Below are 24,834 nucleotides of genomic sequence, written 5' to 3' on the forward strand. Positions count from 1 at the left end.
AGTCATGAACCACCAGTTCAACTGGTGGTTTGATTATGCCCCTATAAGGGGCCTATGCCTGCAACGCCTGAAAGGCGGATGCCTCAAGCACTTATACCGGCTGGCCTCTAAAAGAGGCTATCTTCTAGTATCTTCTCTTTTCGATTCTTCTTTTTGTTGCTGAATGTATTCCTTTACCGCATCTTCTGTGATATTGCCTACTGTTGCGACATAATATCCTCTGGCCCAAAAAGCTTTTGACCATCCATTTACACTTTCCGGATATTTATCGTGTATCATTAATGCACTTTTTCCTTTTATGTACCCTACCACATCTGACACTTTTTCGCTTGGTGGAATGCTTAAACACAAATGTACATGATCTGCGCATACTGCACCTTCTACTATTTCTATGTTCCGGTAATCGCACAGTTTTTTTATTATTTCTCTTACATCTGCTTTTAATCTTCCATACATAATTCGTTTTCTATACTTTGGTATAAACACTATATGATACTGGCATTTATACCTTGTATGTGATAAACTACTACTGTCCACGTTGGACCGCCTCCTATTCTCTTTAGTATTGGCTTGAGACACCTTTACTATTGTATCATAGGAGGCTTTATTACACATTCTACAACGTCACTACTACACTATTCGCCCCAGCATAGCTGGGGGATTAGCTCTTTCATTTAAATCCCAAAAAATGTAACATGAACAACAAACGACTCAGAATCATACGAATATCGCAATTCCCCATAATATTTTTCTACTGTCTCCCGGACATTTTTCAGTCCTATGCCATGCAGGCCCACATTCTCTTTGGTTGAGCGCAGGAATTTCCCTTTTCTGTCCGGGACATGTCCAATCGAATTTTGGATTTTAAAGAGCAGCAGATCGCCAATTTTACGGATCGTGACGTGGATCCATCTCTTCGGTCCCTTATGCTCCCGGGCCGCTTCGATGGCGTTATCCAGCAAATTGGCTAAAATAATACATATATCTTCATTTCGGATCTTATTTGTATAAACGGCATCAGCATTAATAATGAAATCTATTCCCTTCTCTTCCGCCTCTTTTTTCTTATAATCAAGAATGAAATCGATCACCAGATTTCCAGTCCAGATAGAAGAGGAGCTTTCGCAGACCGGAGCGCCTATACTTAATAAATAATTTTCCGCTTCCTTAATTTTGTTATTCTGAAGAAGGTTCTGTAATACAAGCATATGGTTTTTGAAATCATGCCGCAGACTTTGTATCATTTTATTATTCTCAATCAAATCCTCATACTGTTTTTGTATCATGCGGTTACTGCTCAATACAATCCTTTTTTTCTCCTGTTCCAGCTTGTACCTTTCGTATATTCCAACACAAAAAACTGCCATAAGAAGCAGCGCCAGCAAAAAGATCCAGTTCAGCGTGATCGCCGGATTAATCGACACGATCGTCAGACGGATAAGATATAAGCATCCCATAGTTCCAAGAATCGTTACAATAACAAACTGCTCTGCGGCAAACGGAATAGCCGCCAGGACTTTTCTTATTATGTGTGTACATAGAACCAGCAGCGATTTTGAAATTACGATAAAGATGCTTCTCTCCACGGAAAATGCGGAGAGTATTTTTAAAGCGGCAAATTCATCGCCAATGACAATTCCCACAGCAGAAATGCAGAAAAAATCTATTACACTCAAATACAGATAATAAAACCCTATCATAGGAACTGTTCTGAGTATAGAAATGTGATAAAATATTTTCAATGCCATTGCAGCGAAACATACACAAAAAAGAATTGTGTAAAAAGACGCCAGTATATAACTGTTAGCTATAAGTATACATATACTCATAATTACAGCTGATCCTATCTCTATTTTATTGGTCTTACATCCTTTTACATGGATCATTTGCCCAAGAAAATAAAAACAGCATAAGCTTTCTATAAGAGTCGCTCCAGCTTCTATTATCCAAAAGACAATATTCAAATTCTTTCTCCCCAGAATAAACTCACTTTTTTCTTAACCTTTGCTGAGTTCAAGACACTCATGGTCAGGCTCTTCCCGCATGACAGGTAAACCCGCTCATTCTCTATACGTTTGATCTTTAACATATTAATAATGTAACATCTGTCTATATAAATAAACTCCTCCCCATCTAATTCCTCATATACATTATTTAATGTTTTTCTGACTGGTATTTCCTCTGCACGTTCCGTTACGATCATGGTATTCTTCTGCTTTTTATAAATATAGCAGATATCGTTGTAGTCTATCTTTTCAAAGCGTCTGCTGTTGCTGATTATGTAAAACTTTCCCTCCTGCATCTGAAGCCGCTGAAATGCATCCCTTAATGCATTCTCCAGCCTCGCATTCAGACAATTTTTAGGAATGTAACGAAACACATCCAATATATATCCGTCAATTGCAAACTCCATATGGACTGTCACCAGGATAATCAAGGTCTGAGGCAATGTCTCCTTGATCCGCTTTGCGATATCCATGCCATTATATCCGGGCATTTCAATATCTAAAATATACAGATCGTAGTATTTCCGACTTTCAACCGTATCCAGCATGCCTCCGCTCTCGCTGAAAGTATCAATTTTAACCAATATATGATTTCTGGTACAATAATCTTTTACAAATCGTTCTAATCCGGACATAAACTCTATATCGTCATCACAAATTGCTATCTTATACATCATATCCCCCTTACTATCACATCATTTCCCTGTCCGATTCATCTACTCTCATTGAATATATTTTAGCATACCTTTATTACCTCTGTAAATCCAAACGGATACACCCCAGACATTATCCTGTGCAAACTTTTCATTTCCCGGCACATACATTCTTCTCCCAGTTGACATTCTCCAGAATCCGTGTAATATATTGAGTGGCGCTGCCGGAGACGGCCGCGCAGACCTTTTTCCCGGCGCGCTGCGTCCGTAGCGTATCATAACAGAATTTACGGAGGAATAGAAAATGGCCCTGGAAAATGATCTCGGTCGTGACGATATAAAAAGGCTTGTGTGGCGCATTGCCATTCCCAGTATGCTGGCCCAGTTCGTCAGCGTCCTTTACAGCATTGTGGACCGTATGTATATAGGAAACATCCCCGACGTGGGAAGCGTCGCTTTGGCGGGAGCCGGTGTCTGCGGCCCTGTGGTGACCATGGTGGGCAGCGTTGCCTTCTGGGTAGGCATCGGCGGATCCCCCCTGATGAGCATGAAGATGGGCCAGGGAGATATGAAGACCGCCAAAAAGATCCTGGCCAACAGCTTTCTTTTGCTGGCGGTGGCGTCTGTCCTTCTCGTGGCCCTCATTTATCCCTTCCGCGAGCCCATGCTGCGGTATTTCGGCGCCAGCGACACCACCTATCCCTACGCCAACACCTACTTCAGCATCTATCTGACGGGTACCTTCTTCGCCCTTATGGCCACGGGAATGAACCAGTTCATCATCTCCCAGGGCTTTGCAAAGACCGGCATGTATTCGGTGATCATCGGCGCCGTTTTAAATATCGTCCTGGATCCCGTGTTCATCTTTGCCTTACACATGGGTGTGGCCGGAGCGGCTGTGGCCACGGTCCTCTCCCAGATGGCCAGCTGTGCCTTTGTCCTGTCCTTCCTCTTCGGAAAAAAGGTTCCTGTGAAGATCAGCTTCGGCGGCTATGACCGGAAACTAATCCAGAGGATCCTGCTGGTGGGCTTTACGCCCTTTATCATCATCGCCGTGGACAATGTGATGATCATTTCCATGAACTCGGTGCTCCAGACCTACGGAGGTCCCGGTGAGGGCGATATGCTGATCACCTGTGCCACCATCGTCCAGAGCTTTATGCTGGTGATCACCATGCCTCTGGGCGGCATCACCGGAGGCACCCAGACCATCCTGGCCTTCAACTACGGAGCCGGACAGCCAGACCGGGTGAAAAAGGCCCAGCGCTTCATCTTCCTTTTAAGCGCCGGATACACCACGATCCTGTTTATCCTGGCCCAGACTGCGGGACACCTCTTCGTGCGTCTGTTCACCTCGGACCCGGCCCTGATCGCCGAGGCTGCAAAGACCATAAAGATCTACACCCTGGCAGTAATTCCCTTAAGCATCCAGTATGTGATCGTAGACGGCTTCACTGGCCTTGGAAAGGTCCAGCTTTCCCTGCCTCTGTCCTTTTTCCGGAAGCTGGTCTACTTCCTTCCGCTCTTTCTGCTGCCCCGGTTCTTCGGAGCCAGAGCCACCTTTTACGCGGAGCCCATTTCCGACATCATCGCCCCTGTGGTATCCATCTTCATATACGCCGTGGCCATGAAGCGGATCTTAAAAAAGCCAGTGATCCCCAACTTCTAAGGACCGCCGGATGGGTGCCTGCACTCCCGGGCCACATCCGGGAGATGCCCGCAGGCCAGGCATCCCTGGTCATACTGACGCAGCTCCCGGCTCCATATATACAAAAAAACACTGCCATTCCCCCTTTCCGGGAGTTTTGGCAGTGTTTTTTATTGCAGCTCTTTTTATTAGTCGTCGTCCTCCTGGCTCTCGGTGACTGTGAAAGTGAATCTCTTTCTCGCCATCTCGTCGCTTGCCAGATATTCATCGTAGGTGGTGATCTTATCCACTAGCTGGCCGTTGATGATCTCCATGATCCGGTTGGCCGTGGTCTCTACTACCTGGTGGTCACGGGAGGAGAAGATCATAACGCCCGGGAATTTCTTCATTCCGTTGTTGAGAGCCGTGATGGACTCCATATCCAGATGGTCCGTGGGCTCGTCAAACATCAGCACGTTGGCCCCGGAGATCATCATTTTGGACAGCATGCAGCGCACCCGCTCGCCTCCGGAGAGGACCTTTACCTTCTTGACGCCGTCCTCGCCGGCAAACAGCATTCTTCCCAGGAAGCCGCGGACATAGGTCACGTCCTTTTCCGGGGAATACTGGGTCAGCCAGTCCACGATGGTATCGTCGTTGTCAAACTCCGCACTGTTATCCTTGGGGAAGTAGGCCTGGGTCGTGGTAAGTCCCCATTTATAGCTTCCGGAATCCGGCTCCATCTCACCGGAAAGGATCTTGAACAGCGTGGTCTTTGCAAGCTCGTTGGGGCCTACCAGAGCCACCTTATCCTCGCGGCCCAGGGTAAAGGAAATATTGTCCAGGACCTTTACGCCGTCGATGGTCTTTGTAAGGCCTTCCACCGCAAGGACCTCGTTTCCGATCTCACGGAAGGGACGGAAGTCGATGTACGGGTATTTTCTGCTGGAGGGCTTGATCTCGTCCAGCTCGATCTTTTCCAGAGCGCGCTTTCTGGAGGTCGCCTGCTTGGATTTGGAGGCGTTGGCGGAGAAACGCTGGATGAACTCCTGCAGCTCCTTGATCTTCTCCTCTTTCTTCCGGTTGGCTTCCTTCATCTGCCGGATCATCAGCTGGCTGGACTCATACCAGAAATCATAGTTTCCGGCGTAAAGCTGGATCTTTCCATAGTCAATGTCTGCGATCTGGGTGCAGACCTTATTTAAGAAATACCGGTCATGGGATACGACGATCACCGTATTCTCAAAGTTGATCAGGAACTCCTCCAGCCATGCGATGGCGTCCAGGTCCAGATGGTTGGTGGGCTCGTCCAGCAGCAGGATATCAGGATTTCCAAATAATGCCTGGGCCAGGAGCACCTTCACCTTTAAAGCACCGGTGAGCTCGCCCATCTGCTTATAGTGGAATTCCGTATCCACGCCCAGACCGTTTAACAGGTTCTCGGCGTCGGACTCTGCCTCCCAGCCGTTCATGGAGGCAAACTCTCCCTCCAGCTCGGCGGCCTTGATGCCGTCCTCGTCGGTGAAGTCCTCCTTCATATAAATAGCGTCCTTTTCCTTCATGATATCATAAAGACGCTGGTTTCCCATGATGACCGTATCCAGTACAGGAAACTGGTCGTATTTAAAGTGGTCCTGCTGTAAGAAAGAAAGGCGCTGGCCCGGTGTGATCACGATATCGCCGCTGGTTGGCTCCAGATTCCCGGACAGAATCTTCAAAAATGTGGATTTTCCGGCACCGTTGGCACCGATCAGGCCATAACAGTTGCCTTCCGTGAATTTGATGTTTACATCTTCGAACAATGCTTTTTTACCGACGCGGAGCGTCACATTATTGGCACTAATCATTTTCTTTCAATCTCCTCAAATTTGTCCGCTGAAAAGAGGGGGCATCCCTGTCCCCTCTTTAAATGGTTACGCTCCTATTCTATTCGGAAATCCTTGATTTTGCAAGGTCTTTTGGAAATTTTATTTGAATATCGGGGGCAGGATGGAAAATCCGGGCTCCCTGGCAGATGGAAGCCGGGCTGCGGCTATGGGGATTACACTTCATTTGTTCTGCTTTGCAGCCATTCCATCCCTAATTAAAAAATGGAAAGGAGTTCTCTCCTCCACTAAACTTTAATGCTCCGCCTTTTCAATGGGCAGCGGGACACCCTCTTTAATGTTATCTCTTTTTCTAATTTCACAATACCTTAATATATGCCCAAAGTCAATAATTTTCGATTATTATCCAGGTCTTTGTGTTTAGAACTTATATTGTATTGCTATTTGCTATACAATATGGTATAATTCATACCAGAAAGGAGAGTGTGTATTATGGCAACAAAAAGTGCAAATGTAACGGCTCGTGTGCAGCCGGAAATTAAACGGCAGGCGGAGGCCGTTCTGGATAAACTTGGACTTCCTGTTTCCGTCTTGATCGACACCTTATACAGACAAATTATTATGACCGGCGGCGTTCCGTATTCATTAACCGTTCCTAGTCTGCCTGCAAGAGATAGTATGACAGATGAACAGTTTAATATAATGATGGAAAAGGGGTATCATCAGGCAAAGACAGGCGAAGGACTGTCTGTTGACGAAGCCTTCACTAAAATTCGCGAGGGTATTTAAGCATGCGGTACGAAGTCAAACTGACCACACAGGCAATCGAACAGATCCAGGAAATTGTGCAGTATATTTCCAAAATCCTGTTCGTACCGGAAACTGCGCAAAAATGGTTGGATTCTTTGCAGTGCGAAATCAGAAAGCTGGATTCCATGCCATCCCGCTATCCTCTTACAGCGGAAGAACCGTGGCGCACAAAAGGAATTCGCAAAATGCCCTTTAAGAATTTTCTTGTCTATTATCTGATCGATGAAGATAAGAATTCTGTGTGGGTTACGGCAGTGATTTATGGCCGCAGAAATCAGATTACGGCTCTGATGGATATGTCTCTCGGCGATAAAGAATAGACAGTATATACTCCATTCAAATTCTTTTTTAGGCTCCTGCACAATCTGTATCGTTTTTCCCAGAATTATCCCCGCCACAAAAAGCCCGGAGTGCAGCGGTATCTCCCGCTGTGCTCCAGGCTCTTGTTCTGTATCATTTTTTTAAATCAGCATCTTCCCGATCTTTTCCAGGGAATCTGCCTCATATTCCACATGAACCCCTTTTGTGTTTTCCTGCCTGTGGGGATTGAACCACAGAGTATCGATCCCGACGTTATTTCCGCCCTTGATATCCGAGGTCAGGGAATCTCCGATCACCAGCATGTTTTCCACATCCCGGCGGCCCATTTTCTTGAAGCAGTATTCAAAATACTCCGGCTGCGGCTTCTGGCTCGCGGCCTCCTCGGAAATAAAAATGTCCTTAAAATACCGGTCCAGGCCCGACTTGCCCAGACGGTGGTACTGGGTGGCCGCAACGCCGTTGGTTATGATATAAAGCTCATACTGGCCCTTTAAGCCCTCCAGGAGCTCCCTGGCGCCGTCAATGAGAAATGCGCCCTCGTTTAAGTATTCCCGGTACAGCCGGTCCGTGTCCATTCCGTCCACGGAGATCCCAAAGTCCCCGAAGAACTCCTCAAACCGCAGGCTTAAGACCTGGTCCCGGGTGATCTCGCCGCGCTCCAGGCGCTCCCAGTAGCTTTTATTGAGATGATGGTACTTTTCCTTATTCTCCGCTGTCACAGGAACACCGTAGTACTCCAGAAGGCCCTCAATGCCCATTTCCTCCGCCCGGTCAAAGTCCAGGAGCGTTCCGTCCACGTCAAACAGCAGCACGTCATATTTCTTCATATGGTTCCAGATCCCTTCCTAAGCCTGTGTCTTTTTGTCCTCATATACGATCCTGCCGCCGCAGATGGTATATTTTACGCGCCCGTAAAGTTCAGCTCCGATAAACGGCGTATTGTGGGATTTAGAGGCGATGTCGTCCTCTGTAACCGTCCACCTCTCATTTTCATCAAAGATCACCAGATCCGCGTCAGCGCCTTCGGCAACACTTCCCTTATCAAAGCGGTACAGCTTCGCCGGATTTAAGCTCATTTTTTCCATAAGCTGCACCATGGTCAGATGGCCGGGCTTTACCAGATTGGTCACAGCCAGGGCCAGGGCCGTTTCCAGGCCGATGATCCCGCTGGGAGCTTTCCATACAGGCTCCACTGCCTTTTCCTCCGCGCTGTGGGGTGCATGGTCTGTGGCGATCATATCAATGGAGCCGTCCCTGATCCCCTCGATAATTCCCAGTCTGTCCTTTTCCGTACGCAGCGGCGGGTTCATTTTCGCCATGGCTCCATGCTCCAGCACAGCGCTCTCGGTGAGAGTGAAATGATGGGGAGTCACCTCTGCCGTCACATCTGCTCCCAATTCCTTCGCCAGCTTCACCATGCGCACGGAATTTACAGAGCTGATATGCTGGATATTCACAGACGCGCCTGTATGGAGAGCCAGCATGCAGTCCCGGGCCACCAGTGCATCCTCTGCCAGGGCCGGAGAGCCCTGGATCCCCAGCGCCTTCGCAGCCTCACCCGCATGGATGCCGTTTTCTGAAATGAAGGCCGGGTCCTCCTCATGGAAGCTTAGGGGAACGTCCAGCTCCTTCGCCTTCAGCATGGCCTGGCGAACCAGCTTCTGATCCATCAGCGGGATCCCGTCATCGGTGAAGCCCACGGCACCCGCTGCCTTTAACGCGTCCATATCCGTCAGCCCCTGGCCCTTCATGCCCACGGAAACGCAAGCCGCCGGAAGCACATGGATCCCTGTCTTTTTTCCTTCCTCCAGCACATATCTTACAGTCTCTTCGCTGTCCACCGGAGGCTTCGTATTGGCCATGGTCACCACCGTGGTGAAGCCTCCCTTTTTGGCCGATGCCGCTCCGGTCCCGATATCCTCCTTATAGGTAAGGCCCGGATCGCGGAAATGGACGTGGACGTCGATGAGTCCCGGCCCCACCGTAAGGCCGCTGGCATCGATGACCGTTTCGTACTCTCCATTTTCCGGGTAATGGCCTATGGCCTTGATCTTTCCTCCGTCGATGACCATATCCATCACATCGTCGGTCCCCTTCGCCGGGTCAATGACTCTTCCGTTTTTGATCAGGATCATTTTTATTTCCTCCTTCTGTTTCCTGGCACGCCGCCGCTATTTTCTCACTGGCACGATCTCCAGCCAGTATTCGTCGGGATCTGTAATAAAATAGATCCCCATTTTTTCGTTTTCAAAGCAGATGCAGCCCATTTCCTGGTGCTTTGCATGGGCCGCTTCAAAATCGTCCACCGTAAATGCCAGATGGAATTCATTGTCTCCCAGGTCGTAGTGGTCCTTCTCCCAGTCTCTGAGCCATGTCAGCTCCAGAAGATGGCCAGTCTCCCCGTCTCCCAGGTATACGATGATAAAGCTCCCGTCCTCCGCTTCCTTTCTCCGCACCTCCCTAAGGCCCAGCGCTTCCTCATAAAAGCGCAGAGACCTGTCCAGATCCGTAACATTAAAATTGTTGTGGGCAAACTTAAACTTCAAATCCCATCCCTCCTGTGTATTTTTATTCATATTCTCAGATGGAAAATTCCTGACCCTGTCTGGATATTTCCACGATCCGTTCCCGATAGCCCCTGGAGCAGTCCAGAGCCTTAAGCCGTGCTCCCACATCAAACTCGCCCCAGAAATGCATGGGAAAGATCCAGTCTGTATCTACCATCTTCATGAAATCATCGATCCCCAGGTAAAAATATTCTCCCAGCCTGGGATCCAGCGGCAGGAACGCCGCATCCGCATGGCGGCCCTCCATCTTCCCAATCTCCTTCCGGTAATTCCTGGTCATGTTTTCATTCCACTGGGGATCCTCCCCATCCCAGTACCAGTGGTTCAGGTCTCCCGCATGGTAAAGGGTGTGGCCGTCCACCGTACACCAGAATGCCACGCCCTCATCGGTGGACCGGAAGGTTTCCGCCTTCAGTACGCCGTCCTCCCAGACCGTATCGGGCTTCAGGAACACAGCAGATGCCTTAAGCTCCTCCGGCACCCGCTTCCTCCAGATATCTGACGACAGGAGGAGGACCGTATCTCCATGCTCTGCCGCAATGTCAAATATCACTTTGGAAAAATGGTCTGGATGGCGGTGGCTGGCAAATATATAAAGCCTTTTCCCTTCCGGAAGCTTTGGCAGACTGCCTTTGAAATAGTCGAACAGCAGGCATGCGTGCTCCGTTTCCGCCAGGAATGCGCTGTGATGGATATAGGTGATCTTCATAGAACCTCCATTCAGGGAAGAGCCGGCTATAAGTCTTCCCATAACATCCCCTCGGAAACTGAAGTTCCTGGATTTCAGTACCCCTCCGGGAGGATTAAGCATCCGGGTCTTCGCAGAAAATGGGAAAACCAGATGCTTGATGATATAATGTCTCTCTTACTGCAGCCGTTCAGCCATGTATCTTATTGTACCATGACCTCCGCCCTTCTTGCAATTCCTGGGGAATTATTTTATAATCGGAAAAGCAGACGCCCGATGCTTCTTGTCCGCTGCCGGCAGGCAGGAAGATACATGTCTGCTGCATTTGGAAATAAAACCACCGATGGAGGAAGAAAAATTATGCTGACAGTTGGAATAAAAGGAAAAGAAGAAATTGTCGTAACAGATGCAAATTCCGCAAAGACCATGGGCAGCGGCACCCTGGATGTATTCGCTACCCCAGCTATGATCGCCCTGATGGAAAAGACCGCATGGAAAAGCGTGGCTCCTTATCTGGAGGAGGGCTGCGGCACTGTGGGCACGCTCCTGAATGTGACCCACGATGCCCCCACTCCCCTGGGCATGAAGGTGTGGTGCGAAAGCGAGCTGACGGAGATCGACGGCCGCAGACTGGTATTCTCCGTGGCCGCCTTCGACGAAACAGGAAAGATCGGCGGGGGCAGCCACGAACGCTTTATCGTACCCAATGAAAAATTCCAGGCCAAGGCCGATAAAAAGGCCCAGAAATAGGAATGGCTCCGGAGCTCTTAGATCCCCAGGGTCTCTCCCACTAAAATGACCCGGATCCGGCCCGTATACCGGGAACGCCTGGTGACCACGATATTGCAGCACATGCAGTCCGGGGACTGGCAGTCTGTACAGAAGCCAGCTGTCCCGCACGGAGTCTTTCTCCCTGTCTTATCTGCGATCACCGGGCACGTCTGGGTCTGGATCCGGTGGATCCCGTCCTCCACAGTCTTTACGATCTTATTGATCCCGGCCACGATGACCACATGCTTCGGCCCGTGAAGCAGGCTGGAGACCCGGTTGCTGGCTCCGTCAATGTTCACCAGCTCACCGTTTATGGTGATGGCATTGGTACCCATAAGAAAATAATCGGCTCCGGCTGCCTCCTGGAATATGGGGCTTCCCGGAGCTTTCCTCTCCTCTTCCGGGTACTCCAGGAGTCTTGCTCCCTTTTCCCTGAGAAGATCCAGGATCCCCAGCTCGTTTACGGTAGCAGAACCGCCCCAGGTCACCAGGTCTCCCGGGCCGACCATATCCGCCACTGCCCTGGCCGCCTCTTCCCCAGTTTCACAGTAGATCCCTTCCATATTTCTCTTTTTTAAGCCTTCGATCACATGCTCTGCCATTTTTCTGTATACATCTTCGCGCATAAATATAACCCCTTTCCCAATTTTTTGTAGTGGTATTTTTCAGTCTGAATATTTATAATTATACAATAGAATCTTATAAAAAGAAAGCTTCCCCAGGAAGTCTGCCTGTGGTAAAATAATACCAGACGCAAAAGGTCAGACATCTGCCGTCTGCAGAGCCCCTATGCCCCCGAAGTATTTCATGATCATAAAACCGCATCCAAGGAGGATCCATGATCCAGAAGACCCTTACCAGCTTTGACCTGAAACAGATCGCCGATTCCGGCCAGTGCTTCCGTATGCTCCCGGCTGAGGAAGCCAATACATATACCGTCATCAGCGGGCCGCACTTTCTAAAGGCCGCCCAGGACGGCCAGACCGTGACCTTCTTCTGTGAACCGGAGGAGCTTCCGTTCTGGGAACGCTATTTTGACCTGGACACAGATTACGATGCCTTCCGGAAGGCCATAAATCCCAGGGACGCCTACTTAAAGCAGGCTGCCGATTTCGGCCAGGGGGTCCGCATCCTCCGCCAGGATCTGTGGGAAATGATCATTACCTTCATCATCTCCCAGCAGCAGACCATCCCGTCCATCCGCCGCCGGGTAGAGGATTTAAGCCATGCATACGGAAGCCGCCTTCCCGTTCCCGGCACATTTTACTCCTTCCCGTCGCCGGAACAGCTCTCTGCCGCTTCTCTGGAGGATCTGCTTGCCATGAAGCTGGGCTACCGGGCCAAATATATCAAACGGGCCTGCGAGGACGCATGCAGCGGACGGCTGGATCTTTCCTATCTTAGATCCCTGTCCTACGAAGACGCCATGGACTATCTCACCGGCTTTTACGGCATTGGCGAGAAGGTAGCCAACTGCATCTGCCTTTTCGGCCTCCACCACATCGACGCCTTCCCTGTGGACACATGGATCCGGAAGATCCTCATGAACCGGTACGCCCCCAAAAGCCGTCTTCCAAAAGATCTTCCCCAGTCCAGGGTCTGCGAGGCTCTGATACAGAAACATTTTTCCCGGTACCGCGGCTTTGCCGGAGTCATGCAGCAGTATATTTTTTATTATGAGAGAAACGCTGGAGAGGAGCTTCACGGGCCATCGTGACCTGCCTTCCTCCCCACCACAAACAACCTCCCGTCCTCATAGGTGTATTCGCAGGTCCCCAGGGTGAGAAGCTGCTCCGGCCACTGGGGCGTGACCCCCGTATCATACAGACTGTGCTCCTTTGCATAGGCGATGAACGCGTTGTAGTCCTCCTCCGTGGCCGCCAGGAGCGTTCCGGCAAACGCTTCGGTGATCTGGGCTCCTGGCATCTTAAACACCGCCGCCACCTGATACCTGCCGGTCTCTTCCAGGGTATCAAAGAGGATCTCCGGGTGCTCCCTGTAAAATTCCTCTGACGTATATTTTTCCAGGGCCGCGAACATGGAGCCGTTTTTCATGTGGTGGCCGTAGAGCACAAAGTTCGGACATCCTGCATCCAGATCGCAGTCCTCGTCCATATAGATCATCCCATAAGCGGAATATTTTTTATCGAACCCCCGTTTCAGGTAAAAATCCGGGGTCTCCGGGGTCTGCATCACCGGATAGTCGATGACGGTCCCGTCCACGCGGATCCAGCCCGTCACGTCGCTGTTGGCCTTTTTAAGCTCCCGGTACTGCAAAAGCCTGGCTTCCTCTTCTTTCTTCCGGACATCAGACGCCTCTTTGTCTTCCCCGGCCTCTGCTGTCTCTCCTTCTTCCCGGCTTTCGTCCTGTCCGTCTCCCACGGACATTTCCGGCGTCTTCTCCTTTGCCCGCTCCCCGGCGCTTTCCATGGCCGCATACATCTGCCGCAGATCCTCGTCCCCGGCCTTATACTCTTTTGAGATCTTATAAAGCTGATACCCGGAAACGGCGGCCATTGCGGCAAAAAACAGGGCGGCGGCAAGCAGCAGGCCTTTACGATTTCGTTTCATCTCTCTTTTTCTTTCCTCTCTGTCCATGGTGTGGTAAAATCAAGGTATCCAATCTGAAAGGAGCGATCTTATGAGCATTACCATCACATGGCACGGACATTCCTGTTTTTCCGTCTCAGCAGACGGCTATTCCATTGTCCTTGATCCCTACGCCCCGGATTCCGTCCCGGGACTTCCTCCCCTTTCTCTTTCCGCCAGCCAGGTGCTGTGCAGCCATGGCCACAGTGACCACGGCTATACGGACGCGGTGGACCTTTCCGCCGGAAAACAGGGCTCTCCCTTTACAGTCACGGTGATCCAGACCTTCCACGACGATCAGAACGGCTCACTCCGCGGGGAAAACCGGATCCATATCCTGGAGGCAGACGATCTCCGGATCGCCCATCTGGGCGACCTGGGGTGTACTCTGGAGCCCGGCCAGATGGAGCTTTTAAAGGATCTGGACGCCATTATGATCCCCGTAGGCGGATATTATACCATCGATGCGGCCCAGGCCATGGCCCTGGTGGAGGCGGTAAAGCCCAGGATCGTGATCCCCATGCACTACCGCTCCGATACCTTCGGCTATGATGTCATCGGCCGTCTGGAGGATTATACGAAGCTGTGCCGGGATGTGGTCACATACGCCTCTGCTTCCATGGTCCTTGAAAAAGACACGCCGGCCCAGACCGCCGTTTTAAGTCTGTAACAGCCCGGGGCTGCTGCAAAAGGGTTTCCAGGCGTCCGCCTCCCTTTTCCAGCAGCTCCCCTGTCTTTTAGATATGTCTCCGCCACTCCTCCAGACGGTATCTCTGCTCTTCCTTTGCCTCCTCCAGCTCTCCTAACATCCGCGGGATATCCTCGTTGAGATTTCCCGCCAGCACCACATAGTTGGAGGCGTGGTTGGTACGGAATACGGTTCCCGGAGAATCCACATTCTTTAAGAACAGCTCCATTTCCTCCACGATCTCGTCGGGCGTGATCAGCTCCATGTCGCCGCGCTTCACCTCCTCGTTCATCTCCGTCCCCTCGTAAAGACGGAGCGTTAAAAAGGAGGCATATTCCGGGTTCATTCCTGTGATCAGCTCCGCAGACTTTATGGCATGGTCCCGGATCCCCTTCCGGCCGCCCAGGCCGGAGATCAGCGTCACCGATGTCTGTAAGCCGCACCGCTTTAATTTCTGTCCTGCTGCAATGATGTCTGCCGCCTTCACATCCTTTTTGATATGCTCCAGCACCCGGTCGTCGCCGGATTCAGCTCCCAGATAAATCAGCTCCAGTCCCGCTGCTGCCAGGGCCTTCAGATCTTCCTCCGATTTTTTTAACACGTCCTTGGCCGTTCCGTAGGCGGCGATCCGCTCCACCGCCGGGAAATTTTTATGGACGTAATCCAGAAGCTCCAACAGCAGCTCCGTCTTCACCACCAGGGCGTCGCCATCGGCGAAGAACACCCGCCGCACCATAGGCCCGTAGTACGCCCGGCACTCGTCCAGATCCCGCATGATCTCCTCTTTTTCCCGTACCCGGAACTTCTTCTCCCGGTACATGTTGCAGAAGGTACACCGGTTATGGGCGCACCCGATGGTGACCTGGATAATGAGGCTTCTGGCCTCGCTGGGGGGTCTGTATAAGGTTCCTTCATACTGCATATTGCTCTCCTCCATTTTCTTTTGGTTTTCAGTTCTTTATAAAAGCCGTTCCAGCTTTCTTTTAATATCCGCCTCCCGGTCCTCGAAAAGCAGCTTCCTGTTATACTGGTAATACCGTTCACACGGATTCTCCTCCAGGAACCGGACCGCATCATAGCTGGTGTTCAGCTCTGTGATGAAAATGACCATTTCCTGGCTGTCCCCAAAGGCGCCCTCCATAAGATCGAAAGCATATTCCACCATCTGAAGAGCGGCCCTGCACTGATCCTCATACTGCTCCCGTTCCTCTCCGAACCTGGACGCCAGCATCCCAAACAGCGCCTCTCCATCCTGGGCTTCCGCCTCTCCTGCCGCCAGAAGATACTGGTCCATGGTGCCGCAGACGTCCTCATACTGGTGGATCTGGGCCCTTGTGAGAAGCCCTGCCTGTTTCTTTCCTTCATATTCCTCCCGGACCTCTCCGATAAAAGCTGTAAGCCTTTGCACAGGAGTCCTGTCTCCATCCTCTGCCAACCGCTCCTTAACCGCCTTCAGCTTCTCAAACAGCAGCTCCAGGCTATCCTCCATTTTCCCAGTCTTTCGGAACTCCACATTGAGCTTTGCCAGCACCAGGCTGATGACCGAAAGCTTCTCATCAAAGGGAGCTCTGGCCGCCTGCTCCAGAAGGGCTTCGCTCCTATGGCCGGACAGGGCCTCATCGATCTGATAATGAGCCTGGTATTTATAGTAAAGCTCCAGATAACTGGCAAAATCCCTGGCGATCCTCCCGTGGGGGATATACTGGGAAACCACCTCCCGGTCACAGGAGATTCCCAGCTTTTCATAAACCGTCAGAAATCCGGACAGATCCTCCCAGCCTCTGGGGGTCGCAAAGACCGGACCATCCACCGTAGTCTCCACCTGGCAGAAATTCTGGGGCCTGGCCGTAAGGTAGGACAGGATCGCCGGATGGACCTCCATCCGCACCGCATACTCCTTCCATACGGCGAAATCCGGCTCCACAAAGATCTGCTTCACCCGGTCCAGGGTCGCAATATCAAACTCCCGGACGGATTTATTGAATTCCGGCGGATTTCCCGCCGCCGCGATGATCCAGCCGTCGGGGATCTTATGGTTCCCAAAGGTCTTATACTGTAAAAACTGCAGCATGGCCGGAGCCAGTGTCTCCGACACGCAGTTGATCTCGTCGATGAACAGGATCCCCTCCTTAAGTCCGGTCTCCTCCATCTTATTATAAACAGCCGCCACGATCTCGCTCATGGTGTACTGGGTCACTGAGACCGCCTTTTCCCCATAGGTCTTCTCTGAGATAAAGGGAAGGCCGATGGCGCTCTGCCTTGTGTGGTGGGTGATTGTGTACGCCACCAGGCCAATGCCGCACTCCCTGGCCACCTGCTCCATGATCTGGGTCTTCCCGATCCCTGGCGGTCCCATTAAAAGAACCGGTCTCTGACCCATGACCGGGATCTCATACTCCCCGTAGCTGTTTTTTGCAAGATATGCCCGGATGGTATTTTTTAATTCTTCCTTCGCCCGTTTGATATTCATGCTTTATCCTTTCTCCTCCACATCCCGATCCAGGTCCTCCGGGGACAGGATGATCTTCATGGCCCAGGGAGGCACATCCACATCCAGGAAATCCTGTTCCATGAACACAAAAGCCGTATCATAGACCGGCCGCTTCACCGGATAGATCCCCCGTCCGTCGGTGAAATATAAAAGTCCCTTAAGCCTGGAAAACCGCTGCTTTCCCACCAGCTCATCCACGTATTGGAAAGCCGGGCGGAAATCAGTGCCGCCGCAGCCGTTTATGGTGAGCCGTTCCATATAGGATTTCAGAGCTTCCGCGCTGGTGATGGCCACGTCCTCCCGCACCCGGTCGTCGCACTGGATGATATGGATGTTCACTTTTTTAAAATACGTCTCCGACTGGGTCAGCACTGAATACGTTTCCTCTAAAAACTGCCGCACCAGTTCCCCGGAGCAGGACATGGAGGTGTCGATGACAATGACAAAATCCTCCACCCTCCTAAGCTCCTTCGTCTCCAGAGGCTCGATCAGGGGCATATTGCCGTAAAGCTCCATGCCGTAATGATAAAATACATAGTCAAAGGAATCCGGATCCACCTGGACGGTTTCCTTAAGGACCGCAAACTTCCGCAGGAATTTCCTGTAATCGTACCGCTCCCGGTTTTCCACCGCCAGCTGGCTGTGCAGGTCCTTTTCATCCTCCGACATTTCCTCAGAAAACGCCTCCATCTCCACCTGCATCTTTTCCCGCTTCTGATCCCAGTCCTCTTTCCGGTTTCTGGCCATATTGGGATGCGGAGGCTTCTGCTCCTGCTCCCAGAACCGGTGGTCGTCGGCATAAAATTCCGCTGTCAGCCGCTGGAGCTCCCGTTTGGAAAGGTCCATGTCCCGGAGCGTCCGGTACACGCTCTCCGCATTGAGAACCCGGCACCGGCTCTCCAGCCGCATATAGAACTCCCGTCTGAACGCAGAAGGAGAAATACGGATACAGGGCCGCAGAAGACTGTCGATCACCGACTCTGCCGCAATGTCACAGGCCAGGTCCCAATACTCCCTGTCCCGCTTTTTCCGGTTCCACAGATGGCAGAACAGACAGTGGAGCACTCCGTGGAGGTAGGTCCGGTTCACCAGGATCCTGTTCTTTTTATACATGGCCGCCAGGGACTCCATCTGGAAAAACAGGGTGGTGCCGTCGGTCCCCAGCCCCCGGACCGATGGATCCGGGGCAAAGTACAGAGAGCTTAAGGCCACGTCCAGAAAGCGCATGGAAAGATACAGCTCGTTCCTGGCGTTTCCAAGGATCTCCATACAGACTCCGGCCAGCTCCTCTGCCGCCGCCTGCTCCAGCCAGATGGGCGAAGGCGCTCCGGCCTCCGTCCGCATGATGCCGTTTCCCCGGTCCCCCGGCGTCTTCTGTTCATATGGCTCCACTGCATTCTCCCCTTTCTGCTGAATTAAAATTCAAATTTCTTCTTTTTTTCTGGAAATTTATGATATTTAAACTCCATAAGCATTCCGGAAATCTCTCCCATTTTCCTCCGGGAGGCCTCCAGGAGCAGGGTCTCCGTCTCCTCCCGGGTCAGTCCGTCTGCCAGAGATCCCGCCTCTCCGTCGGGTCCATGGGCCATCAGCCACTTAAAGACTTCCATTTTCCCCAGGCTGTCCAGAAAGACCTCCATCCGGTGCTCCTTTAGAAAGTCCCCGTAGGCGCTCCGTGCCTCCGCCCAAAGGCCATGGGGATACATGAGGCGGGACACGGCGATCTCGGCCGCTGCTGTTACGGATTCCTCCGCCGTCTCATAAACGAACAGCCGGTCATACTTATCAAACCGGACCCTTTTATCCTCAAAGCAGTATCTGTATTTCTGCCCGGTGCCGTGGATGTTGGACACGGTGATCCGGGCCGGCGTGTTCTCCACCGCCTCGTCGTAATAGACCGGAAACAGCAGCCTGGCCGCCTCATGCTCCTCCCCGTCCGGTCCTGGCAGCAGGTAATGGACCAGAAGCCGTCCGCTGGCCTCGGTCACAAAATCCCTAAGCGCCGACCGCTCCGACGGATCCATGTGGACCGTCAGCTCCCGCAGACGCCCGCAGGCCGCAAGAAAGCCTCCCCCCGTCTCCAAGGGACCTCCATAAAAATGGATATGGGAAAGCCTCTCGCAGCCATAAAAGCAGTACCGCCCCAACCGCCTCAAAGTCCTTGGAAGGAACACCTCCTCCACCCCGGTCTGGGCGAGTGCCTTATCTCCCAGCTCAGTCACCGGAAGCCCGGAAAGGGTTTCCGGTATAACACAGGCGGCGCCCGGCGACAAAATCTTTGTCACACAGGCGCCTCCGTTTTTTTCCACAAAATCAAATTGTACTTCCATATGCTCCATTACTGCCGTTCTTTCTTCTCTTTCTTTATGAGCTTGTTGATCCGGCGCATATCACTGAATTTATAGTAATAAATGATAAACGCAACGGATGTGACAGTCCAGCTTAAGGGATAGCTGGCCAGGCTGGTATAAAGGCCCGGATACATCACTCCTGCGGTAAAGATCCAGAGGACTCTTAAGCCGCAGGTGCCGAAGCAGATCAGCAGCATGGGGATAAACGTGTCGCCGATGCCCCGGAGAGTACTGGAAAATACGTTTACACAGATATAGCTGAACCAGAACGGCGTTACGAACCGGATGATGGTCATACTTTCCGCCAGCACGTCCGGATCGCTGGTAAAAAGCGACCCCAGGATGCTTCCAAAGAGCATGACACCTGCGGCCAGGATGGCCGTCAGGATCGTGGTGATCCCCAGACCCACATAATGGCCCTTCTGCATCCGCTCATATTTGCGCGCTCCAAAGTTCTGGCCTGCAAAGGTGGTGATGGCGATGCCCATGGCGTCCATGATCATCCAGAACAGTCCGTCCACCTTGCCGTAAACGGCCCAGGCCGCAATGACGTTGGTGCCGAAGCTGTTGATGTTGGCCTGGATCACCACGTTGGAAATGGAGTAGAGCACCGACTGGAGTCCTGCCGGAAAGCCGATCTGGATGATCTTTCTCAGCATGGGCTTATCCACCTTCAGATGCTTCAGTTCAAACCGGAAGGATTCCTTCGTGCGCATCAGCGTCCACATCACCAGGGCGGCGGAAAGGAGCTGGGACAGGATCGTCGCCAGAGCGGCTCCCGCCACCTCCATTTTCAGTACCACAACGAACAGCAGGTCCAGTCCGATGTTCACAAAACAACAGACGATCAGATAATACAGCGGACGCTTGGAGTCTCCCACGGCCCTTAAAATAGCCGCGCCCATATTGTAGACCAGGTTGGGGATCACTCCCAGGAAGTAGATCCGCATATATGTAACAGAATAGTCCATGATCTCTTCCGGAGCGCCCATGGCCTTTACAGCCACTCTGGCGCAGGCCTCGCCCACGATCATCAGAAACACGCCGCCGGCCAGGGCCAGACAGAAGGAGGTATGGACCGAGGTCCGTACCTGGTCATCCTGGCGCGCTCCGTAATGCTGGGAAACGATCACGGCCGCACCGGAGGACAGGCCCACGAAAAAGCCCACCAGAAGGTTGATCAGGTTTCCTGTGGTTCCGCCTACGGCAGACAGAGCTTCCTTTCCAACGAATTTTCCCACGATCATGGCATCCGCCGTGTTGTAAAGCTGCTGGAAAAAGGTTCCAAACAGGATGGGGAAGAAGAAGATCAAAAGCTGCTGCCAGATCACGCCTTCCGTGATCCCATTATACTGTACGGTCTCATTTTTCTTTCGCTGCATCAGTTTCACCTATTGTTTGAAAAAAATGTTTTTTACAAAAGTTCCTTTCTCAGTTCCTCTCCGCTCTTTGAGGATAAGTATGCCGGCGGAAGATCCAGGATCGTCTTGCAGCCGGTCATGCCCTCCTGCTTCATGCGGTACGCAGCCCTGGCACAGGCCACGATCACGGAAGAGGTGAATTCCGGATTGGAATCCAGCTTCAGGCTGTACTCGATCACATGATTATGCTCCAGATCCCAGCCCGTTTTTCCGCTGCGGATCACAAAGCCGCCGTGGGGCAGGCTTCTGTGGTCCCGCTCCATCTCCTCCTGGGAGATAAAGTGTACGGTGGTATCATAATCGGCAAAGTAGTTGGGCATGGTCACGATCTCTTTTTCGATGGCTGCCTTGTCTGCCCCTTCCCCGGCCACCACAAAGCACTCTCTTGTGTGCTTCTGTCTTGTGGTCAGCTCCGGCGTTTCCCCGCTGCGGATGGCCTCCAGGGCGCTCTCCACCGGGATCGTATACTGTCTCGCGTCCTTCACGCCCGCGATACGGCGGATGGCGTCGGAATGGCCCTGGCTCACGCCTCTGCCCCAAAACGTATAGTCCTTTCCGTCCGGGAGCACTGCGCTTCCATACAGGCGGTTTAAGGAGAACATCCCTGGATCCCAGCCGGCGGAGATCACCGCTGTGTTTCCGGCCTCTCTTGCGGCCTTATCCACAGCCGCAAAGTGCTCCGGGATCTTTGCGTGGGTATCAAAGCTGTCCACCACGTTAAAATATTTCGCATATTCCGGGGTCTGCTCCGGAAGATCCGTAGCGCTGCCTCCGCAGAGGATCAGGACGTCCACCTGGTCTGCCAGGTCTTTGGCATCCTTCGCCGGATATACGTTCACTCCCTCTGTCAGGATCTTCACGCTTCCGGGATCTCTTCTTGTAAATACTGCCGTTAATTCCATATCGGGATTCTGCTTCAGCGCGCATTCCACGCCGCGCCCAAGGTTTCCGTATCCCATGATTCCTACACGAATCGTCATAGATCTCATTCCTCCGTTCTGTGTCCGGCTCCGGGCGGAAATCCCGCCGCAGGTCCGGCTCTGGTTCACAGTCTCCTCAGACCAGAAAAAGCTCCCGGTCTTTTTTCATTTTAGCAATATGGCTTTTCCGTGTCAATGCGTTTCTCTGCGGATAAATAAGAAAGCCACTGCCGCTGTGATAAATTCAGAGACCGTTACCACCAGCCAGATGCCGTTAACACCTAAAATGACCGGAAGGACCATCACCAGTGCTGTATTTAAGACCACTCCCCTGAGAAGCGTGATGGTCAGGGAACGCCTGGGCTGCACCACCGATTGGAAATAGGTGCTGCACATGATGTTCCACTCGCTTACCAGGAAGGCCAGGAAATACAGACGAATGGCCGGGACCGCCATGGAAAGGATCTCCTCTGTGGGCTCCAAAAACAGGTACGCCAGCTGGGTGGGAAAGAAAAATCCCGACGCCGTAAAGATCAAGCCCGCAGCCAGGGCCACCCGGATCCCCAGGCCCAGTCCCTGACGGACCCGGTCTCTCTTTCCGGCTCCGTAGTTGGCCGAAAGAAGTGGCTGCACCGCCTGGGCCATGCCGTTGGAGATGGAGGTCACCACCAGGGCCGTGTTGCTGATGATCCCATAGACCACCACGCCCAGGTCGCCCACATAGGCTAAAAGCTGGCGGTTGAACAGGAACGTTACAAAGCCGTTGGAAACCTCCAGGATAAAGCTTGCCAGTCCGTTCCCAAGGATCTCCAGCACCTTTTTAAGGCTCACATTCCAGAGGGGCTTTAAATGGTTCTCCTTTGAAAAGAAATGGCTGCTTAAGATCAGAACGGTCAGGGTCGTGCCCGTTGCCGTGGCCAGCATGGCTCCGCCCATGCCCCATTTCATGATGAAAATAAATACGTAATCCAGGATCACGTTGGTGACGCCGCCGCTGATGACTCCGGCCATGGCCAACTTCGGCGCTCCGTCATTTCTTACGAAGGCCTGTAAAAACGACGACATGACGCACATGGGCGACGCGGTCACCAGCACCCGCCCGTAGGCCACAGCGTGCTCCCTCATGGCCGGGGTAACCCCAAGAAGCCGTAAAAGCGGGTCAAAAAACACATTGCAGAGGGTCAGGGTCAGGACCGCAAACACCAGGGCCATCAGGAGGCCGGTGGTAAAATACCCCCGGGCCTCCCGCTCATTTCCCTTTCCTCTGGAAAAGCCGAACAGGACGCTGCCGCCGATGCCGCACATCATGCCAAAGCCGAAAAAGGTGCTGTAAAGGGGCAGCAGAATGTTAAGGGCCGCAATTCCCACAGAACCGATGCCGCGGCCGATCATCATGGTATCCGCCAGGATATAGATGGACGTTACCAGGGTAGCGCTGACCGACGGCACAAGATAGCTTAGGAATACACTGCGGACCGGATCTTCAAGTAAACGGTTCTGTTTCATAATCTCCTCATGCCATATTAAAATTTGTATCCTTATAGCCGGCAATGGTATCCGCCATCTCCCGGCCGTATTCTTTTGCAAAGTCCTCTAAGACTGCGTCGCTGGCCTTTACGCCTTCGTCCCCGAAGATCCCTTCGGAAACCTCTCTCAGGGACCAGAAGGTATGGGCGCAGTGGTACTCGAAGGATCTTACTCCGGGCATATATTTTTCGATCTTCATTTCCGGAGTGAGCCCGGCGTTCCGGACGATCTGGACGCAGTGGTCGTGGGTGTGGAGGGTCTGGGGCACCTCATACCGGATGTCCGGATTAAAGCCCCGGGAAATGGACGCGTCCAGGACACTGCAATAGGCTTTTCCCGCCTCACCGGCTCCCATTTTCTGGAACTGGGCAAACCACGGACATGAATAAATATTCATGATATAATCGGGATCATAGCCGCCGATCTCCACCCGGTTTGCGGCTCCCATGGCCTTGATCTCCTCTGTATTGACCCACTCGCCGTACCGGCAGTAGTTCTCATAGGTCAGGGGCTTTCCGTCCCGGATGGCTCTCTGGGCCATGCGGCGGCCCCTCTGGCTTCCATAATACTGGATCCCATGGATAAAGGCCTCCCGTCCCCGGTCCCCGAACTGCTCCGTAAGACGGATATAGTACCTGGCCGCCAGAAACGCGTGTGTCATCTCATTAAATCCCATAAAAACTCCCCTTTCTGAACCTTTGTCTACGGTTCCCCTAAAATATCGGAAAGCTCTGCAAACTGGGAAAGCGTCAGCGCCTCGCCCCGGACCGATGCCGGAAGGCCCATGCGCGCAATGGCCGCAGCCACCTTTTCCTTGGAAAACGGCAGCTCCGGAGCATTATTTAATCCGTTCTGCAAAGTCTTTCTCCTCTGGTTAAAGGACGCCCGGATCAGCTTAAACATCAGCTTCTCATCCCGGACCGTCACCGGCGGATCCGTGTACCTTGTGAGCCGGATCACCGCAGAGCCCACATTGGGCCTGGGAATAAAGCAGTTGGGCGGCACGTTGGCCACGATCTCCGGCTTTGCATAATACTGGACCGCCAGAGACAGGGCCCCGTAATCCTTGGAGCCAGGCCCCTCCTTCATCCGGTCGGCCACCTCCTTCTGGACCATGACCGTAATGTTATCAATGGGCACGCCGCTTTCAAACAGCCCCATGATGATGGGCGTAGTAATATAGTACGGAAGATTCGCCACCACCTTAATGGGACGGCCGCCGTTATACCGGTCCGCCAGCTCCCGGATATCCACCTTTAAAATATCCTCGTTGATGATGGTCACGTTGTCCCAGGCCGCCAGGGTCTCCCCCAGGATGGGGATCAGGTTCCGGTCGATCTCCACGGCCACCACCTGCCTGGCATTTTCTGCCAGGTACTGGGTCATGGTGCCGATGCCGGGGCCGATCTCCAGCACACAGTCGTCCTTTGTGACTCCGGCGGCGTTTATGATCTTTTCCAGCACATGGGTATCGATCAGAAAGTTCTGTCCAAATTTTTTCTGGAACATAAATTCATACTTCTGTATGATCTCAATGGTGTTCTTGGGATTTCCCAGATATTCTTTCATATACGATTC

At 52.2% G+C, this 24,834-nt stretch carries 25 protein-coding genes; 6 read left to right on the forward strand and 19 right to left on the reverse strand.

The features are described 5' to 3' along the window. Window positions 1-117 precede the first annotated feature (117 nt). From tnpA to OCV69_RS08790, 3 genes are all read right to left on the reverse strand, one after another. Window positions 118-537, reverse strand: coding sequence for an IS200/IS605 family transposase (gene tnpA / locus OCV69_RS08780; protein ID WP_158360322.1), 420 nt, complete (start codon window positions 535-537; stop codon window positions 118-120). 137 nt (window positions 538-674) lie between these two features. Then, window positions 675-1,964: a sensor histidine kinase gene (locus OCV69_RS08785; RefSeq protein WP_158358755.1), complete on the reverse strand. Its 1,290-nt coding sequence runs from the start codon at window positions 1,962-1,964 to the stop codon at window positions 675-677. Beyond that, window positions 1,961-2,683: a LytR/AlgR family response regulator transcription factor gene (locus OCV69_RS08790; RefSeq protein WP_158358754.1), complete on the reverse strand. Its 723-nt coding sequence runs from the start codon at window positions 2,681-2,683 to the stop codon at window positions 1,961-1,963. The genes OCV69_RS08785 and OCV69_RS08790 overlap by 4 nt, the downstream gene beginning before the upstream one ends. A gap of 280 nt (window positions 2,684-2,963) precedes the next feature. On the opposite strand from OCV69_RS08790, the gene OCV69_RS08795 reads away from it, so the two are divergent. Continuing rightward, a complete protein-coding gene (locus OCV69_RS08795; RefSeq protein ID WP_158358753.1) occupies window positions 2,964-4,328 on the forward strand; it encodes an MATE family efflux transporter in 1,365 nt (454 codons plus the stop codon). A 167-nt stretch (window positions 4,329-4,495) separates the two neighbouring features. Here the strand turns inward: OCV69_RS08795 and OCV69_RS08800 are convergent, their stop codons facing one another. Continuing rightward, window positions 4,496-6,133 (reverse strand): ABC-F family ATP-binding cassette domain-containing protein, encoded by a 1,638-nt coding sequence (locus tag OCV69_RS08800; RefSeq protein WP_022273470.1) that lies wholly within the window; start codon window positions 6,131-6,133, stop codon window positions 4,496-4,498. A 471-nt stretch (window positions 6,134-6,604) separates the two neighbouring features. On the opposite strand from OCV69_RS08800, the gene OCV69_RS08805 reads away from it, so the two are divergent. Together OCV69_RS08805 and OCV69_RS08810 are read left to right on the forward strand one after the other, a co-directional pair. After that, window positions 6,605-6,901 carry a type II toxin-antitoxin system RelB/DinJ family antitoxin gene (locus OCV69_RS08805; RefSeq protein WP_158358752.1) on the forward strand — a complete coding sequence of 99 codons (297 nt, stop codon included), beginning with the start codon at window positions 6,605-6,607 and terminating at the stop codon, window positions 6,899-6,901. Between the two features lie 2 nt (window positions 6,902-6,903). Continuing rightward, complete coding sequence (locus OCV69_RS08810) at window positions 6,904-7,242, forward strand: type II toxin-antitoxin system RelE/ParE family toxin (protein ID WP_158358751.1); 339 nt, start codon at window positions 6,904-6,906, stop codon at window positions 7,240-7,242. A 141-nt stretch (window positions 7,243-7,383) separates the two neighbouring features. Here OCV69_RS08810 and OCV69_RS08815 read toward each other — a convergent pair whose 3' ends face one another. From OCV69_RS08815 to OCV69_RS08830, 4 genes are read right to left on the reverse strand one after another with little or no spacing between them, the layout of a single operon-like run. Further along, complete coding sequence (locus OCV69_RS08815; RefSeq protein WP_158358750.1) at window positions 7,384-8,070, reverse strand: YjjG family noncanonical pyrimidine nucleotidase; 687 nt, start codon at window positions 8,068-8,070, stop codon at window positions 7,384-7,386. A gap of 18 nt (window positions 8,071-8,088) precedes the next feature. Then, window positions 8,089-9,378: a dihydroorotase gene (locus OCV69_RS08820; protein ID WP_262563064.1), complete on the reverse strand. Its 1,290-nt coding sequence runs from the start codon at window positions 9,376-9,378 to the stop codon at window positions 8,089-8,091. Between the two features lie 36 nt (window positions 9,379-9,414). Continuing rightward, window positions 9,415-9,789 carry a VOC family protein gene (locus tag OCV69_RS08825; protein ID WP_158358749.1) on the reverse strand — a complete coding sequence of 125 codons (375 nt, stop codon included), beginning with the start codon at window positions 9,787-9,789 and terminating at the stop codon, window positions 9,415-9,417. Window positions 9,790-9,823: 34 nt separating this feature from the next. Continuing rightward, a complete protein-coding gene (locus OCV69_RS08830; RefSeq protein ID WP_158358762.1) occupies window positions 9,824-10,519 on the reverse strand; it encodes an MBL fold metallo-hydrolase in 696 nt (231 codons plus the stop codon). Between the two features lie 339 nt (window positions 10,520-10,858). On the opposite strand from OCV69_RS08830, the gene OCV69_RS08835 reads away from it, so the two are divergent. After that, window positions 10,859-11,248, forward strand: coding sequence for a thioesterase family protein (locus tag OCV69_RS08835; protein WP_022273460.1), 390 nt, complete (start codon window positions 10,859-10,861; stop codon window positions 11,246-11,248). Window positions 11,249-11,265: 17 nt separating this feature from the next. Here the strand turns inward: OCV69_RS08835 and OCV69_RS08840 are convergent, their stop codons facing one another. Further along, window positions 11,266-11,895, reverse strand: coding sequence for a lactate utilization protein (locus OCV69_RS08840; protein ID WP_158358748.1), 630 nt, complete (start codon window positions 11,893-11,895; stop codon window positions 11,266-11,268). A gap of 212 nt (window positions 11,896-12,107) precedes the next feature. Between OCV69_RS08840 and OCV69_RS08845 the strand changes: the two genes are divergently transcribed. Further along, a complete protein-coding gene (locus OCV69_RS08845) occupies window positions 12,108-12,986 on the forward strand; it encodes a DNA-3-methyladenine glycosylase family protein (RefSeq protein WP_158358747.1) in 879 nt (292 codons plus the stop codon). On the opposite strand, the gene srtB is transcribed toward OCV69_RS08845, so the two are convergent. After that, window positions 12,971-13,840: a class B sortase gene (gene srtB / locus OCV69_RS08850; protein ID WP_262563065.1), complete on the reverse strand. Its 870-nt coding sequence runs from the start codon at window positions 13,838-13,840 to the stop codon at window positions 12,971-12,973. The genes OCV69_RS08845 and srtB overlap by 16 nt on opposite strands. A 70-nt stretch (window positions 13,841-13,910) precedes the next feature. Here srtB and OCV69_RS08855 point away from each other — a divergent pair, with 70 nt between their 5' ends. Beyond that, the gene (locus OCV69_RS08855; protein WP_158358746.1) at window positions 13,911-14,528 is read left to right on the forward strand and encodes an MBL fold metallo-hydrolase; all 618 of its coding nucleotides are present in this window, start codon (window positions 13,911-13,913) and stop codon (window positions 14,526-14,528) included. Between the two features lie 67 nt (window positions 14,529-14,595). On the opposite strand, the gene OCV69_RS08860 is transcribed toward OCV69_RS08855, so the two are convergent. The 9 genes from OCV69_RS08860 to rsmA all read right to left on the reverse strand — a co-directional run bounded on the left by OCV69_RS08860 (window position 14,596) and on the right by rsmA (window position 24,825). Next, a complete protein-coding gene (locus tag OCV69_RS08860) occupies window positions 14,596-15,468 on the reverse strand; it encodes a B12-binding domain-containing radical SAM protein (RefSeq protein ID WP_158358745.1) in 873 nt (290 codons plus the stop codon). Window positions 15,469-15,504: 36 nt separating this feature from the next. Next, window positions 15,505-17,016, reverse strand: coding sequence for an ATP-binding protein (locus OCV69_RS08865; RefSeq protein WP_158358744.1), 1,512 nt, complete (start codon window positions 17,014-17,016; stop codon window positions 15,505-15,507). A gap of 3 nt (window positions 17,017-17,019) precedes the next feature. Beyond that, window positions 17,020-18,381, reverse strand: a complete 1,362-nt coding sequence (locus OCV69_RS08870; protein ID WP_158358760.1) for a vWA domain-containing protein — start codon at window positions 18,379-18,381, stop codon at window positions 17,020-17,022. Window positions 18,382-18,452: 71 nt separating this feature from the next. Then, window positions 18,453-19,322: a leucine-rich repeat domain-containing protein gene (locus OCV69_RS08875; RefSeq protein WP_158358743.1), complete on the reverse strand. Its 870-nt coding sequence runs from the start codon at window positions 19,320-19,322 to the stop codon at window positions 18,453-18,455. Between the two features lie 53 nt (window positions 19,323-19,375). Then, entirely contained in the window at window positions 19,376-20,770 is a 1,395-nt protein-coding gene (locus tag OCV69_RS08880; RefSeq protein WP_022273449.1) for an MATE family efflux transporter, read from the reverse strand. Window positions 20,771-20,802: 32 nt separating this feature from the next. Next, complete coding sequence (locus OCV69_RS08885) at window positions 20,803-21,789, reverse strand: diaminopimelate dehydrogenase (protein WP_158358742.1); 987 nt, start codon at window positions 21,787-21,789, stop codon at window positions 20,803-20,805. A gap of 132 nt (window positions 21,790-21,921) precedes the next feature. After that, the gene (locus OCV69_RS08890; RefSeq protein ID WP_158358741.1) at window positions 21,922-23,235 is read right to left on the reverse strand and encodes an MATE family efflux transporter; all 1,314 of its coding nucleotides are present in this window, start codon (window positions 23,233-23,235) and stop codon (window positions 21,922-21,924) included. 7 nt (window positions 23,236-23,242) lie between these two features. Beyond that, the gene (locus OCV69_RS08895; RefSeq protein WP_022273446.1) at window positions 23,243-23,932 is read right to left on the reverse strand and encodes an L-2-amino-thiazoline-4-carboxylic acid hydrolase; all 690 of its coding nucleotides are present in this window, start codon (window positions 23,930-23,932) and stop codon (window positions 23,243-23,245) included. A 26-nt stretch (window positions 23,933-23,958) separates the two neighbouring features. Then, window positions 23,959-24,825, reverse strand: coding sequence for a 16S rRNA (adenine(1518)-N(6)/adenine(1519)-N(6))-dimethyltransferase RsmA (gene rsmA / locus OCV69_RS08900; protein ID WP_158358740.1), 867 nt, complete (start codon window positions 24,823-24,825; stop codon window positions 23,959-23,961). Window positions 24,826-24,834: the final 9 nt, after the last annotated feature.

The organism is Alitiscatomonas aceti, from assembly GCF_025567195.1.
Lineage (GTDB): Bacteria > Bacillota > Clostridia > Lachnospirales > Lachnospiraceae > Alitiscatomonas > Alitiscatomonas aceti.

What these genes read in the sequence shown, in the direction of transcription:
- OCV69_RS08835 (WP_022273460.1), top strand. Translation starts at nt 10,859, where the DNA reads ATGCTGACAGTTGGAATAAAAGGAAAAGAAGAAATTGTCGTAACAGAT.
- OCV69_RS08800 (WP_022273470.1), bottom strand. Translation starts at nt 6,133, where the DNA reads ATGATTAGTGCCAATAATGTGACGCTCCGCGTCGGTAAAAAAGCATTG.
- OCV69_RS08895 (WP_022273446.1), bottom strand. Translation starts at nt 23,932, where the DNA reads ATGGGATTTAATGAGATGACACACGCGTTTCTGGCGGCCAGGTACTAT.
- OCV69_RS08795 (WP_158358753.1), top strand. Translation starts at nt 2,964, where the DNA reads ATGGCCCTGGAAAATGATCTCGGTCGTGACGATATAAAAAGGCTTGTG.
- OCV69_RS08885 (WP_158358742.1), bottom strand. Translation starts at nt 21,789, where the DNA reads ATGACGATTCGTGTAGGAATCATGGGATACGGAAACCTTGGGCGCGGC.
- OCV69_RS08820 (WP_262563064.1), bottom strand. Translation starts at nt 9,378, where the DNA reads ATGATCCTGATCAAAAACGGAAGAGTCATTGACCCGGCGAAGGGGACC.
- OCV69_RS08860 (WP_158358745.1), bottom strand. Translation starts at nt 15,468, where the DNA reads ATGCAGTATGAAGGAACCTTATACAGACCCCCCAGCGAGGCCAGAAGC.
- OCV69_RS08870 (WP_158358760.1), bottom strand. Translation starts at nt 18,381, where the DNA reads ATGCGGACGGAGGCCGGAGCGCCTTCGCCCATCTGGCTGGAGCAGGCG.
- OCV69_RS08890 (WP_158358741.1), bottom strand. Translation starts at nt 23,235, where the DNA reads ATGAAACAGAACCGTTTACTTGAAGATCCGGTCCGCAGTGTATTCCTA.
- srtB (WP_262563065.1), bottom strand. Translation starts at nt 13,840, where the DNA reads ATGAAACGAAATCGTAAAGGCCTGCTGCTTGCCGCCGCCCTGTTTTTT.
- OCV69_RS08815 (WP_158358750.1), bottom strand. Translation starts at nt 8,070, where the DNA reads ATGAAGAAATATGACGTGCTGCTGTTTGACGTGGACGGAACGCTCCTG.
- rsmA (WP_158358740.1), bottom strand. Translation starts at nt 24,825, where the DNA reads ATGAAAGAATATCTGGGAAATCCCAAGAACACCATTGAGATCATACAG.
- OCV69_RS08880 (WP_022273449.1), bottom strand. Translation starts at nt 20,770, where the DNA reads ATGCAGCGAAAGAAAAATGAGACCGTACAGTATAATGGGATCACGGAA.
- OCV69_RS08790 (WP_158358754.1), bottom strand. Translation starts at nt 2,683, where the DNA reads ATGATGTATAAGATAGCAATTTGTGATGACGATATAGAGTTTATGTCC.
- OCV69_RS08840 (WP_158358748.1), bottom strand. Translation starts at nt 11,895, where the DNA reads ATGCGCGAAGATGTATACAGAAAAATGGCAGAGCATGTGATCGAAGGC.
- OCV69_RS08810 (WP_158358751.1), top strand. Translation starts at nt 6,904, where the DNA reads ATGCGGTACGAAGTCAAACTGACCACACAGGCAATCGAACAGATCCAG.
- OCV69_RS08805 (WP_158358752.1), top strand. Translation starts at nt 6,605, where the DNA reads ATGGCAACAAAAAGTGCAAATGTAACGGCTCGTGTGCAGCCGGAAATT.
- OCV69_RS08855 (WP_158358746.1), top strand. Translation starts at nt 13,911, where the DNA reads ATGAGCATTACCATCACATGGCACGGACATTCCTGTTTTTCCGTCTCA.
- OCV69_RS08845 (WP_158358747.1), top strand. Translation starts at nt 12,108, where the DNA reads ATGATCCAGAAGACCCTTACCAGCTTTGACCTGAAACAGATCGCCGAT.
- OCV69_RS08830 (WP_158358762.1), bottom strand. Translation starts at nt 10,519, where the DNA reads ATGAAGATCACCTATATCCATCACAGCGCATTCCTGGCGGAAACGGAG.
- OCV69_RS08865 (WP_158358744.1), bottom strand. Translation starts at nt 17,016, where the DNA reads ATGAATATCAAACGGGCGAAGGAAGAATTAAAAAATACCATCCGGGCA.